The sequence below is a fragment of the Parvibaculum sp. genome, from assembly GCF_030694575.1.
Classification (GTDB): Bacteria; Pseudomonadota; Alphaproteobacteria; order Parvibaculales; family Parvibaculaceae; genus Parvibaculum.
The window spans coordinates 26,008-40,456 of sequence record NZ_JAUYUS010000045.1 but is presented as its reverse complement, the minus strand read 5'-3'; the positions used below and the strand labels follow the sequence as shown (position 1 = coordinate 40,456).

Here is a 14,449-nt window from a genome sequence, read left to right as displayed (position 1 = left end):
GGTCAAAAGCGGGGGGAGGCTCAGGTGTCGGCAACGGCTCATCACTGGTATTTCAACAAGCGCCCGAAGGACGTCATCGAAGCGGACACGCTCGTCCTGCGCGAAGATCCGCTCCCGGCGCTGCGGGACGGAGAAATCCTCGTCCGCACGCTCTACATCTCGCTCGACGCCACCAACCGCGTCTGGATGAGCGACTGGGACACCTATATGGACCCGCTGCCCACCGGCTCGCGCATGCTCGGCTTCGTGCTGGGCGAGGTCGCCGAAAGCCGCAATCCCGCTTTCCCGCAAGGCTCCCTCGTCACCGGCCTCGGCACATGGTCCGATTATTTCGTGACCGACGGCGTCGGCTACGCACCTTTCCCGAAGCCTGAAGGCGTGCCCCTTGCGGATGCTTTCGGCATTCTCGCCGTCGCCGGCCCCACCGCCTATGTCGGCCTCCTCGAAATCGGCAAGCCGAAACCGGGCGACACCGTCGTCGTCACGGCGGCGGCCGGTGCCGTCGGCGCGCTTGTCGGCCAGATCGCGAAGCTGCATGGCTGCCGCGTCATCGGCATCGCAGGCTCGCTGGAAAAGTGCAACTGGCTGACCGGCGAGCTCGGCTTCGACGCCGCCATCGATTACCGTAAGGAAAACGTCCTCGACGCGCTGAAGCGCGAAGCGCCGAACGGCATCGACGTCCATTTCGAGAATGTCGGCGGCGAACAGCTCGATGCCGGTCTCACCCTGATGAACGAGGGCGGCCGCGTCGTCATCTGCGGCCTCATCTCCACCTACAATTCCTCGGAGCCGGTGCCCGGACCTTACATGTTCCGCAATGTCATCATGAAACGGCTGACCATTCAGGGTTTCGTCATTCTCGATTACGCGGAACATTTCGCCGAATACCACGCGAAGCTCATTGAGTGGATGCGTTCGGGCAAGCTCAAATACCGTCTGCACATCGTCGACGGTCTGGAGAATGCGCGGGATGCACTCAGCCTTCTCTATACGGGAGGCAACAACGGCAAGCTCATGGTGCGCATCGGGAAGGAGCGCGCCTGAGCCTGAAAGGAAGAAGACGGCAATAAGCCCGCATTGAAGCGGGTGTGCGGAAACCGCGAGGCTTCCGCCGTCCTTGGAGGAGGAAGGTGCCGATGGCCGGGGCATTGGAACCGAAGCCGGCGCAAGCCGGGGCAGGGGAAGAACGCGTGCCGCGTTCCTTCGCGCACAGGCTTGGGCGCAATCCGGCGTCGAACAATCTCGTGCTGCGCAAGCATCAGCTCGACCGTCTGAAAAACCATACCGGCGTCCGGCTCATCGTCGTGCAGGCGCCCGCGGGTTTCGGCAAGACGACGCTGCTCCGTCAATATTGCGCCTGGCGCGAAAGCCAGGGCAGCCCCGTCGCCTGGCTGCATCTGGAATCGCATTACTCCGATCCCTCGCGTTTTCTCCGCCTTCTCTGCGAGGCCGTCGCCGGCGCGCTCGGCGAGAGCGATCCGGCGATTGCCCTTCCGGAAAGCTCGTCAGCCTCCATTCAGGATTTTCTCCGCGTCGTCCGTGCCGTCCAGTCCGGCATCGTCATCGTCGTCGACAATTTCGAGCAGGCCGCGCATCCCGGCATGGAAGCCGTGATTTCGCAGCTCGTCCGCATCATGCCGAAAACGGCGCAGCTCTGCATCGGCACGCGCGTCATCCCGGCGATCAATCTGCCGCGCCTCCAGTTGCGCGAGCAGGCCGTCGTCGTGAACGTCGAGGGCCTGCGTTTCCGCGCCAACGAAACCACGGAATTCTTCCGCGAGTTTCGCGACATTTCGGACGAGGAACTGGACAAGTATCAGGTGGCGACGGATGGCTGGCCCGCCGCGCTTCAGTGTATCCGCCTGTCCATGCGCGGTCGCACGGGCAGGGCGCGGCCCCTTCCTGTGTCCGGCGTCACCCCCGACCTGATCGACTTCCTCGCCACCGACGTCTTTGAAAACCTGTCCGGCCAGATACAGCGCACCCTTCTCGAAGCCTGCATGCCGGAACGCATCTGCCCCGAACTTCTCGAAGCCATCTCCGGTGGCCCCGGCGGCGAAGCCGCGCTCGGCGAGATCGAGCATCTGGGTCTTTTCCTCACCCCCGTCGATATGGACCATCGCTGGTTCCGCTTCCACACCGTCTTCCGGCAGGTATTGCTCACGCGCCTTCGCCGCGAAATGTCGGAAGCGGAAGTGCTCGCGCGCCACCGCAAGATCGCCGACTGGTACGCCTCGCACGGCTTCTCCGAAGAGGCGATCCTTCACTACATTGAGGCGACGGATCAGGAAGCCGCTGCCAGCATGCTCAACGCCATCATCGAGCGCCTCGTCACCGAGGAGCGTCTCGATCTCATCGTCCGCTATGCCGACCGCCTCTCGCCGGGCGTGATCCAGAAATACGAAGACATCCTCAACGCCGCCATCGTCGCTTACGGGTTTCGCCGCGAATTCGCCAAGGCGAACCGCATCGTCGCTCTCCGTCGCGCCGCGCTCGAAGAAGGGAATGCGTCGCCGGAGGAATGGGGCGTACACCACTACACGCGCATCTTCCCCACCGCCGCGCAGGACCAGGTCGTGGAAATCGGCCGTACCGCGCAGCAGGCACTGGAACAGCTTGCCGACAACAAGGGGCTCGAATACGCGGTTGCGCTCAATGCCCGGGCCTACTGGCTTTATCTCAACAGCAGGTTCGAGGAGGCGCGCGAAGCTCTCGCCCATGCCCGCGCCCTGCATGACAAGGTGCACAACCTCTTCGGCCTCTCATACTGCGAATGGATCTACGCCAACGTCCTCTCGACCCAGGGCCGCAACGAGGAAGCGCTGAAAAGCCTGAAGCAGGCGCAAATCCACAACGAGGAAGGCGCCACCGCCAGCGTCACCGCCGGTTCCGTCATCGCCGCCTGCCTCGCCGAGACGCTCTACGAGAAAAACGCCATCGCCGAGGCCGAAACGCTTCTCCACGATCATCTCCTCCTGCTCGAACAGCAGGCCATCGTCGAGCCGCTGGCGCATGCCTTCCTCACCATGGCTCGCATCGCCATCCTGCGCGGCGAGGAGCGCGAGGCGGAAGAAGTGCTCGACCGCATGATGTATATCGGCCACCGCTACAATCTCCGCCGCCTCGTCATCTATTCGAAAGCCGAACTCGTGCGGCAGGCGACGCTCGCGGGCGATCTCGACAAGGCGCGCACGCGCTTTGCGGGTCTCGGTCAGATCGATGTGGAGGGCGAGGAAGACCTCGTCTATCACGCGGGCGAAACCGAAGCGCAGACGATCACCGAGGCCCGCCTTCTCATTCTCGCCGGCCGTCACGCGGATGCGCGCGCGCTGCTCCAGCCCGCCGCCCGCAAGGCGCGCTCGCAGCGCCGCCTTCGCCGCTTCATGAAACTCAATCTCCTGCTGGCGATCTCGCTCAACGTCGAGGGCCAGACGAATTCCGCCCGCCGCGCGCTCATCGAGGCCTTGCAGATCGGCGCGCAGGGCCAGTTCGTCCGTCTTGTTCTCGACGAAGGCCCGCAAGCCGTGCGCCTGCTGCAAGAAGCGCGCGCGGCCTTGCCGAAATTTCCCGACCTGCCGCAGAAGGATCAGGTCTCCGCCTATCTCGATCTCCTGCTCAGCGAGGCGGGCGAGTTCGCGCCGGCGCTGATGCCGGAGGAAGATTTCGGCGACGACAGTCCCTCGCCGCATCTCCTCGAGGAACTCACCGACCGCGAACGCGAAATCCTGCGCCTCGTCTCCAACGGCTTCTCCAACAAGGCCCTCGCGGATCGTCTCTCGCTTTCCACCAACACGGTGAAATGGCACCTCCGCAACATCTTCGAGAAGCTGCAGATCGGCAACCGCATGCAGGCCGTTTCCGTCGCCCGCCACTTCGGTCTCATCGACTGATTTTCGTTCTCGAAATTCCATCCTTTCGGGTGGGGCGAGGACTATCCGGCGCCGCTACTTTCACACTCATAAATGGCAACGCTGTTTGCCGAAAAGACGAGTGGGGAGGAACGAGCGGTGGGGCTTCTTGTAAGCATCGACAATGGCGGCACGCTGACGGATGTCTGTGCCACGGACGGCGTCTCCACGATCCACGCCAAGACGATCACCACGCCGCACGACCTGACGGAATGCTTCGTCAAATGTCTCGAAGCCCTCTCCGAAAAAATCAACGGCGAGGTCGACCTGCCGAAACTCGTCGGCGCCATCGACTACATCCGCTATTCCACCACGCAGGGCACCAATGCCATCGTGCAGCGCAAGGGCCCCCGCGTCGGCCTGCTGACGGATGACGATGCGCTTCTCTCCGGCGCGATGAATGCCGCGCCCGCTCTCTTCGAAGCCTTCGTCGGCGACCGCGTCCGCGTCGTCTCGCCCGCCGCCGCGTCCTCCGCCACCTCCGAACTCGTCATGGCCGTCTCGAAGCTCGTCTCGTCCGGTGCAAGCCGCATCGTCGTCGCCTTCGCCGGCGCCGAGGCCGCCACGCGCGAGAAGGCCGCCAAGCGCGCGCTCTACCGCGCCTTCCCGCGCCACCTTCTCGGTGCCGTGCCGCTCCTCTTCTCCACGGAGCTCACCCGCATCGGCACGGTCGAGCAGCGCGTCTGGACGAGCGTCGTCAACGCCTTCCTCCATCCCGCGATGGAAACCTTCCTCTACAACGCCGAGAACAAGCTCCGCGAGCACCGCGCGAGGAAGCCGCTCCTCATCTTCCGCAACGACGGCAATTCCACCCGCGTCGCGAAGACGGTCGCCATCAAGACCTATTCCTCCGGCCCGCAAGGCGGCGTCGTCGGCGGCGCGGTCCTCCTGAAGCATTACGGTGTCCCCGCCGCCGTCTCCATCGACATCGGCGGCACGACCACCGACATCGCCGTCTTCGACAACGCCACCGTCGCCGTCGCCGATGCCGGCCATATCGAAGGCGCGCCCGTCTCCATTCCGCTCTCCGCCGTCGAAAGCATCGGCGCGGGCGGCGGCTCCATCATCCGCGCCGAAGGCGGCGAGATTCTCGTCGGCCCCGAAAGCGTCGGCTCCGCGCCCGGCCCCGCCTGCTTCGCGCGCGGCGGCACCAGCGCCACCATGACCGACGCCTTCCTCGCGCTGGGCATCCTCGATCCCCATTCCTATTTCGGCGGCCGCATGGTGCTCGACCGCGAACGCGCCGCCCGCGCCATCATGACCCATGTCGGCGACCCGCTCGGCCTCCCGCTCGCCGAAGCCGCCGAAGCCATGGCCGCCGCCTATCACGGCAAGATCGCCGCCACGCTGAAATCCTGGGCGGGCGAAAACCCCGGCGCCACGCTCCTCGCCTTTGGCGGCGCGGGCCCCATGTCCGCCTGCGGCGTCGCCGAAATGGCCGGCCTGAAGACGGTCCTCATCCCGAAATTCGCCGCCGTCTTCTCCGCCTACGGCATCGCCTTCTCCGACATCGAACACAGCTACATGGCCGAACTTGCGCGCGACAGCGACGGCGCGCTCGCCCGTGCCAAGGCCGATCTCGCCGAACAGGCCCGCCGCGGCATGCTCGCCGAAGGCTTCGACCTCGCCGAATGCCGCCTCGACTACGCCGTGCTGACGAAGAATGGCAGCGGCTACACCCGCGCCAAACTGAACGGCCAGCTCGACCGCGCCAATATCGAAACCTGGCTCGAACTTCGCGTCACCAAACCGATCGACAAGATCGCGCTCGGCGGCACCGGAAGCGGCGAGACGCGAAAGGCGACACCCTCCGGCATCCGCAAGGGCACATCCGACCTGCCGCTCTTCCGCCTCGAGGAACTTTCCCCCGGCGATTGGCATGACGGCCCCTGCCTCGTCGAGGAAGCCTTCTTCACCACGCATGTCAGGCAGGGCTGGCGCTTCGTCGTCAGCGGCAATGGCGATCTTTTCCTGAAGCGCTGAGGAACAGAACAATGAAAGTCTTCATCACCGCCGCGCTCACGATCGATCTCGGCAAGGAACGCTGGGAATGCGCCGCCTGCGGCCACGATCTCGGCCCCGCCCGCGATAACTACAAGAAGGGCCTCCTGGTCCGCGACCGCGCGCCGGAAGAAATCCACGCGCCCATCCTCGATCCCGAACGCTACGAAATCACCTTCGCGCCCGATGGCGACTGGTGCCGCATCCTCGAATATTGCTGCCCCTCCTGCGGCCGCCTCGCCGAAGTCGAATACCTGCCGCCGGGCCATCCGCCGGCCCACGACATCGAACTCGATATCGACGCGCTGAAAGCGCAATGGGCGAAGCGCGAGCCGCTCGCCGCGCCCGCCCTCGGGCCCGATTTCGTCGCGCCCCCGCACTCGCATTCGCACTGAACAGGAACAAGGATCGCACCATGCGTCGCGTATCGGTCGACATCGGCGGAACATTCACGGATTGCTCGCTCGTCTGGGACGACGCCTATGTCGAGGCGAAGGCGCTCACCACGCATCAGAACCTCGCCCTCGGCTTCAACGCCTCGCTGAAGATCGCCTATGAGCAGCTCGGCCTCTCGCTGGAAGAAGTCATGCGCGAAGTCGATAGCGTGCGTTATGCGACGACGCTCGGCACCAACGCCCTGATCGAGCGGCGCGGCCCCCGCGTCGGCCTCCTCGTCACGGCGGGCTTCGAGGCGATGGTGCCCCTGAGCCGCGGCCGCGGCTATGGCGAGGGCCTGCCGGACCGTCTCCGCCGCGACCTGCCCATGGCGCAGCGCCCGGAACCACTCGTTCCCGTGCAGATGATCGTCGGCATCCGCGAGCGCGTCGCCGAAACCGGCGAAATCCTGATGCCGGTCGATGATGAGGATGTGCGTGCCCGCGTCCGCGAACTGGTGGATAACGGCGTGCAGGCCTTCGTCGTCTCGCTCGTCAACGCCGTCGTGCAGCCGGAACATGAATTGCTGATCGAGGAAATCATCCGCGACGAATTCCCCGAACATCTCCTCGGCTCCGCGCCCATCATCCTCTCGCACCAGGTCGGTGGCCGTAAGGGCGAGTATGCGCGCACCTCGTCGGCCATCATCGACGCCTTCCTGCACAACGCGATGTATCACGGCCTCTCGACGCTGGAGTTGAACCTCCGCGACAATGGCTACCGCAAGCCCATGCTCGTCATCCACAATTCCGGCGGCATGGCGCAGTTGAATTCGACGGACGCCCTGCAGACGATCCATTCCGGCCCCGTCGCCGGCATCAATGCCTCGGAGCATCTCGCCGCCGAAACCGACCTCGGCAACGTCGTCTGCACCGACATGGGCGGCACCTCCTTCGACATCGGCCTCGTCGTGAAGGGCGGGGTGAAGTTCTACGACTTCAATCCCGTCATCGGCCGCTGGCTCGTCAACATCCCGATGGTCCACCTCGTCACGCTCGGCGCCGGCGGCGGCTCCGTCGCGCGTTACGACCGTCTCCGCCGCACTGTCGTCGTCGGCCCGGAAAGCGCCGGCTCCGATCCCGGCCCCGCCTGCTACAATCGCGGCGGCCGCAACCCGACCGTCACGGATTCCGATCTCGTCCTCGGCTATCTCCTTGCCGACCGTTATGCCGGCGGTTCGATCCCCTTGAACGAACGCCGCGCCCTCCGCGCGCTCGAAAAGGAAGTCGGCGAGCCCATGAGCGTCGATGCCGTCGAGGCAGCGAAGCTCATCCGCGAAAAGGTCGACAACGACATGGCGAACGGCATCGCGCAGGAACTGCGCGTGCGCGGCTACGAGCCCCGCCATTTCACCTTGCTTGCCTATGGCGGCAACGGCGCGCTTCATGCCTGCGGCATCGCCAATGTCCTCGGCGTCACCCGCGTCATGGTCCCGCCCTTCAGCGCCATCTTCTCGGCCATCGGCGCCGGCAACATGGACCAGCTCCATTTCCACGAGCGTTCGCTCTATCTCTCGCTCTACGACTCGAATACCCGCGCGCTCTTCGACGATTTCCCGCGCTTCAACGCGCTGGTCGAGGAGCTGGAAGCGAAGGGCCGCGAAGACCTGCTCCGTCAGGGCGTCCCCGCCGATGCGATCCGTCACCGCCTCGAACTCGACATGCGCTATGGCAACCAGCTCGCGCAGACAGCCGTCGTCGCTGCGAAGAACCGGCTCGAGTCGGCCGACGATTTGATGGAAGTGCTCTCCACCTTCTCCAAGGATTACGGCCGCCGCTACGGCGAAGGCAGCCAGGCGCCGGAAGCCGGCATCCGCGTCAACACGATCCGCGTCGCGACCTATTCCAGCATGTCGACCTTGAAGTTCAAGGGCGTCCTGCCGGAGGAAGCGGACCTCGCCGCCGCGCCCGTGCCGTCCTCCACGCGCGACTGCCACTTCGTCGGCCACGCCGCGCCGCTCGCCACCGGCTTCTACGACCTCGCCGACCTCTCTTTCGGCGCCGTCATCGAAGCCCCCGCCGTCGTCATCTCGCCCTCGACAACCTACCTCGTCGAGCCCGGCTGGCGCCTCCGCATCGGCCGCTACGGCGCCGCCCTCTTCGTGAAGGTGTAACAAAATGCCGGCGGCAGCGCGAAGCAATGAGCGGCTAGAAGCAAGAGAGTGGCCAAAAATAGAAGTGTCACCCCGGCGAAAGCCGGGGCCCATGGGCATTGCGCCGGTGAACGCGGGTAGAGAACACTGCTCACACCCAATCCCGTCATTGCGAGCGAAGCGAAGCAATCCAGAAGCGGCAGGCTCGGCATTTGCCACTCCTGGATTGCGTCGTCGCGCGTCCCGCGCTCCTCGCAATGACGCTCGCACATCCGGCATATCCCTCTTCCTGCAGGGGGAGTGTGGGGTCTTCGCACCGGCAAGCCATATGCCGCAAACAATGAAAACGCTCGGGAGGAACCGAAATGGGTGACGACATGGACATCGGCGCGGCCTCATCCGCCGTCGAAAACTTCCTGAGCGAGACAAGCCTCTATCTCTCGCCCGACAGCGAAATCATGAACAATCACGGCCTCGAAGCCCGCACGGAATTCGAGGACGCCTGCATCGCCAGGGAATCGGATCCCGTCCGCCTCGAAATCGTCCGCGAGCGTCTCCTCGCCGGCGTCAACGAGAGCTACGAGATGCTGGAAAACATGGGCGCCGCACCGGGCGCCAAATGGGGCGACTGCGTCTCCGCCGTCTACACGGCATCGGGAGACCTCACGCTCGCCAGCTCCGGCGGCGTCGTCATCTTCTGCAACCTCGTGCAGTACCCGATCAAGTTCATCAACAAGTACTGGACGAAGGAAGCCACAGTTGGCGTCAACGAAGGCGACGTCTTCATCGTCAACGACGCCCGCTACGGTCAGGCCCACAACACCGACCAGTCCATGATGATGCCCGTCTTCCACGACGGCAAGATCGTCGCCTGGGCCGGCGCCACCGTGCATGAAGGCGAGAACGGCGCCATCGAGCCGGGCGGCATGCCCTCGCTCGCCGAGCAGATCTGGGACGAGGGGCTGAAAATGTCCCCCTTCAAGGTCGCCGAGAACTACAAGCTGAAGCGCGATCTCGTCACCTTCCTTCAGAATTCCGTCCGCGAACCGAAGCTCCAATACGCGGACATGAAGGTGAAGATGTATGTCTGCCGCCGCATCGAAACGCGCATCCACGAGGCGATCGCCGAATATGGCGTCGAGGCCGTCGTCGCTGCGCTCCGCATGAACCTGGAGGACACCGACGCCGAAGTCCGCCGCCGCCTTCTCGAATGGCCGGACGGCACCACGCGCCATTCATGGTGGACCGACGGCACGCTGCGCGAAAACGTGCAGATCAAGATCAATCTCGAAATGACGAAGAAGGGCGACGAGCTGACCTTCGATTATCGCGGCTCGAGCCCCGAATTCACCAACCGCGCCAACAACAGCCTCGACGTGACCGTGAAGGGCATGCTCGCGCAGCTCTTCCTCACCTTCATCTGGCCGGACATTCCGCGCAATCAGGGCGTGCTCGCGCCCGTCAATTTCATCTTCGACAATCCGTCGATCCTGAAGCCCGGCTTCGGCACGCCGAGCGCGCAATCCATGATGTCGGTCTTCACGGCATGGAGCGCGGGCCAGGTCTGCGCCATGAAGCTCCTCTATTCCAATCCGAACAAATACACCAAGGTGCTCGCGCCCTGGTTCAACATGATCAACACCTTCCTCTTCGGCGGGCTGACGCAGCACGGCGAAATGGTCGGCAATGTCTGCGCCGACATCAACGGCATGGGCGGCGGCGCGCTCGCGGACCGCGACGGCGAGCATGGCTGCGCACCGATCTTCGCCACCATGTCCGATCTCGGCGAGCAGGAATTCATCGAGGAGGAAATGCCCTTCATCCAGATTGTCTCCAAGAAGATGATGAAGGACAATCAGGGCTTCGGTAAGCAGCGCGGCGGCATGGGCTATCAGATGATCCTCGCCATGCGCGACAGCGACGCCTTCGGTTTCATGCTGACGGCGATGGGTGCCAAGTTCCCCAACGTGCCGGGCCTCTTCGGCGGTTATGGCTGCCCGACCTATCCGCTCGCCCGCGTCAGCGGCGTCAACGTCTTCGAGGTGCTGAAGAACGATCCCGGCTCCTTCCGCTACTCGATCGAGGAGCTGATGAACGAGCGTCCCTTCCCGGATGCGAAATATTCGACCCACCCCATGACGCTCGGCTACACGCTGGCGCAGCGCGGCGAGCTTTACATGATCGCGCAGGGGACGGGCGGCGGCTTCGGCGATCCGCTGGAGCGCCTGCCGGCCGATGTGATCCGCGACATCGACGAAGGCCTGATCTCCCACGACGTCGCCTGGCGCATCTACCGCCTCGTCTACGACAAGGAGACGCTCCACATCGACGAGAAGGCCACGGAAGAAGCCCGCAACGCGGCGCGCCGCGAGCGCATCGCGAAGAGCGAGCCCTTCGACGCGTTCTGTGAAGGTTGGGTCAAGGACAAGCCGACCGGCAAGGTTCCCTATTTCGGCTGCTGGGACGACAAGACGATGGTCCATGCCGGTTCGCCGGACAAGCTCCACCCGGCCGCCCAAGTGAACCCGCCCGTCGTCATGGCCCATCCGCTGCAGGTGAAGATCGACAAGCTCGAAGCGGAAGTCGCCGCGCTCCGCAAGAAGGCCTGAGAAGGTGGCCGGCCTGCCGCCGCTCTGGATCGACGGCTATGCCTTCGGCCGCCGCGTCCTGCGCGGCGGCGACGATCCCTGGACCGCGCCCGACGAACTCGGCCTCTTCCTCCGCGAGCTGTCGCAGCTTCTCTCGCTCGCCATCAGCGATGTGGACGTGACGCAGGCGATCCTCGCCTGGTGCACCCTCGAAGGCATCGACCGCGCCTCGCTGGATGCGGACGCCATCGAGGGCCTGCTCGCCGACCCGCGCTTCCGCGCCCATGTGAAGCGCGGCATTGAAACCTCGGTCGGTGCGCTGGGTTCGCGTCCCGTCGCCCTCGCGCTCCCCGGTCCCGGTGCGCTCGCCGCGCTCTTCCTGGCGCCGGACGACATCGGCGAGGATACGCTGGACGATCTCGCCCTCTCGCTCGCCGATCTCCTCCGCGCGCTCTTCCGCGACGGTCTCTCCGTCTTCCGCTTCACGGAGACGGACGCCCGCGCCCTCGACTTCTTCGAACCCCTCACCAATGTCGCGCGCCACTACGAGGTGCCCTCCATCCTCATCCTGAAGGGGCAGGGGGGCGCCGCGCCGGGCTTCGATCTCGTCTACCGCGAAGGTGAGGGGCAGGGCGATGCCCGTTCCGGTTTAATTCTGCCAGCCGTCTTTTCGGAGGGGGCGCCGGGCCTCCCCTCGGGCGACAATCCGCTATTCATGGAAGTGCCGGCGGACACGGTTCCAGAGACCGCGCTCGCGAGGCTCAAGCAATTGGGCGATCGGGCTGCCTGAAGATCCTCGGGAGCGATCCCTCCTCCTCCCGGATCACTCGGCTGCCTCATGAAAACATGAGGCAGCCATTTTTATTTCACTTTACTCGTTATTGCCGGACTTGATCCGGCAATCCAGAAGCCGCGAAGCGGCGTCGGCAAAAACTCTTCCCACCCTCCCCCTGCGGGAGGAGCCTGCCCCCGGGGCTCGACCCGGGGGTCGAAAAATGCGCAGAATTTTTCGAGGAGGGGTAAGCAGCAAGGCACAGCCCTCGCTCCATCTGCGTCCCCCTCACACCCCATCCGGGTAATTCCGCATCTCCGCCGTATACGGAACAATAACCACGCAAAGACGACCTCCGCGGGAGCGCACCCTCCGCGCGCCCGTCACACTTCGGCTGCCTCGTGTCATGCGAGGCAGCCTTTTTTCACCGGGGATAACAAAAGAGCAGAATTTTTACGCCGCCGGGCATCAGGCAGATGCACCGCGCGTCGAAACAGGAACTTGTCCGCGGGTCATCTCCGGTCAAAAACGGGGATAAGCGACGCAAGACAGGGCGGGGATAAGCGGCCATCGGCAGCCGCCGGACAACCCTGAAAATGCCTTGTGACAGTTCGATGACAATATGATGACAGTCGTCAGTCCGCGGCCGTCGAATACTCCGTCTGCGTCGCCGCGAAATCGCGAAAATAGTCGATGGCGGAAGGGTTTGCCATGGCGTCGCGGCTCGCCGCCTTGTCCACCGGCACGCCGAGCAGGATCTTGCGCACCGGCACCTCCATTTTCTTGCCCGTCAGCGTATAGGGCACCGCATCGATTTCATAAATCCGATCGGGCACATGGCGCGGAGAGTACTTCTCCCGCAGCGCTTTGTTGATTTTCTCCTTCACCTTGTCGTCCAGCGCGACACCCTTTTTCAGCACCACGAAAAGCGGCATGAAAAAGTTACCCCCGGGCAGGTCGAGATTGACGATGATCGAGTCCTCGATCTCCTCAAGTCCTTCAATTGTCCGGTAAATCTCCGCTGTGCCGATCCTCACACCATAGCGGTTCAACGTCGAATCCGAACGCCCGAGAATGAAGCAGCCGCCCCTTTCATTGACCTTGAAGTAGTCGCCATGCCGCCAATGATCCGTATACGTATCGAAATAGGAGTCGTGATAACGATGCCCGCCCTCGTCGTTCCAGAAGAACAGCGGCATCGACGGCATCGGCTTGCTGACCACCAGCTCGCCGACCTCGTCGATCACGGATTTCCCCTCATCGTCAAAGGCATGGACGTCGACGCCGAGGCACCGCGCCTGGATTTCGCCGGCATGAACCGGCAGCGTCGGCACCCCGCCGACAAAGGCGGAAGCGACATCCGTACCGCCGCTCTGCGACGTCACCCACATGTCCGGGTGCAGGTTTTCGAAGCACCATTCCATGTGCTCCGGCATCACCGGCGAGCCGCCGAGGAGAATGCTCTTCATCCGCTCGAGGTCGTAAAGCTTGTTGGGGACGATCCCTGACTTCATCTGTCCATTGAGAAAAGTCGGGCTTGCGCCGAAGAGCGTCATGCCCGTCTCCGCCGCCAGTTCCCACAACCTGTCCGGCTTCGGCGTCATCGGGTTGCCGTCGTAAAGAACCACCGCCGACCCCGCGACAAGCCCGGAAAGAAGGATATTCCACATCACCCAGCCCGTCGTCGTGAAGTAGAACATGCAGGAGGAGGGCTTCAGATTCAGGTGAAAATGCGTGAATTTCAGGGCTTCCAGCAGCACGCCGCCATGTCCGTGTACGAACGGTTTCGGCAGTCCCGTCGTCCCCGACGAATAGACGATCCACAAGGGATGATCGAAGCGCGTATCCTCGAAAACGAACTTCGCCTCGCTCACCGCCGGCCGCGAAGCCAGCTTCCCCCAGGCAATGGCGTCGGGCGTTACGGGCGTGCTGCCATAGTCCGGATCCGCACCCGTCACATGCACGACATGCTGCAGCGAGGGCAGGGCGTCGACCATCGCGCGGACCTCCGCCCGCCGGTCGAAATTCTTGCCGCCATAGCGGTAACTGTCTGTAGCGAAAAGGAGTTTCGGCGCGATCTGGCTGAAGCGGTCGATCACGCTCGCCGCCCCGAAGTCCGGCGAACAGCTCGACCACACCGCCCCGATGCTCGCCGTCGCGAAGAACGCAATCGCCGCTTCCGGCACGTTCGGCATGTAGGAAACCACGCGGTCGCCGGGTCCGATGCCGAGCTCGCGCAACGCCGTCGCCACCTTGAAGACCTGCGCCTTCAACTCGTTCCAGCCGATCTTCCGCGCCGCGCCTTCCTCGCCTGCCGCATAGATCGCGGTCTTGTCGCCGCTCCCCTTGGACAGAAGCGTCCGGATGTAATTCACCCGCGCGCCCGGAAACCATTCCGCGCCGGGCATTTTTTCGTCCCGCAACACACACTCGTAAGGCGTCGAGGAGCTGACGTCGAAATACCGCCACACCGCCTCCCAGAAGCCCGCTATGTCGTCGACGGACCATTGCCGCAACTCGTCATAGCTGCCGAACTTGTGTCCGCGCTCGTTGAGCCACGCGATGAAGGCGGTGACATTGGCATCGGCAACCATCTTGTCGGATGGCGACCACAGCAGGTCCCCCATATTGGCCATGCTTCTCTCCCCTGCGC

8 protein-coding genes are annotated in these 14,449 nt (G+C 64.2%); 7 read left to right on the top strand and 1 reads right to left on the bottom strand.

The genetic code is table 11. The annotated features are described in order from the left end of the window. Positions 1-24: 24 nt before the first annotated feature. From Q8S60_RS06940 to Q8S60_RS06910, 7 genes are all read left to right on the top strand, one after another. Positions 25-1,044, top strand: coding sequence for an NADP-dependent oxidoreductase (locus Q8S60_RS06940; protein ID WP_305668451.1), 1,020 nt, complete (start codon positions 25-27; stop codon positions 1,042-1,044). Between the two features lie 92 nt (positions 1,045-1,136). Then, entirely contained in the window at positions 1,137-3,890 is a 2,754-nt protein-coding gene (locus Q8S60_RS06935) for a LuxR C-terminal-related transcriptional regulator (protein ID WP_305277437.1), read from the top strand. Positions 3,891-4,007: 117 nt separating this feature from the next. Next, complete coding sequence (locus tag Q8S60_RS06930; protein WP_305277438.1) at positions 4,008-5,891, top strand: hydantoinase/oxoprolinase family protein; 1,884 nt, start codon at positions 4,008-4,010, stop codon at positions 5,889-5,891. Between the two features lie 11 nt (positions 5,892-5,902). After that, a complete protein-coding gene (locus Q8S60_RS06925; RefSeq protein WP_305277439.1) occupies positions 5,903-6,304 on the top strand; it encodes an acetone carboxylase subunit gamma in 402 nt (133 codons plus the stop codon). 20 nt (positions 6,305-6,324) lie between these two features. After that, a complete protein-coding gene (locus Q8S60_RS06920) occupies positions 6,325-8,457 on the top strand; it encodes a hydantoinase/oxoprolinase family protein (protein WP_305277440.1) in 2,133 nt (710 codons plus the stop codon). Between the two features lie 344 nt (positions 8,458-8,801). Beyond that, positions 8,802-11,045, top strand: coding sequence for a hydantoinase B/oxoprolinase family protein (locus tag Q8S60_RS06915; protein WP_305277441.1), 2,244 nt, complete (start codon positions 8,802-8,804; stop codon positions 11,043-11,045). A gap of 4 nt (positions 11,046-11,049) precedes the next feature. Then, positions 11,050-11,814, top strand: a complete 765-nt coding sequence (locus tag Q8S60_RS06910; protein WP_305277442.1) for a hypothetical protein — start codon at positions 11,050-11,052, stop codon at positions 11,812-11,814. Between the two features lie 617 nt (positions 11,815-12,431). Here the strand turns inward: Q8S60_RS06910 and Q8S60_RS06905 are convergent. Then, complete coding sequence (locus tag Q8S60_RS06905; protein WP_305277443.1) at positions 12,432-14,432, bottom strand: acetoacetate--CoA ligase; 2,001 nt, start codon at positions 14,430-14,432, stop codon at positions 12,432-12,434. Positions 14,433-14,449: the final 17 nt, after the last annotated feature.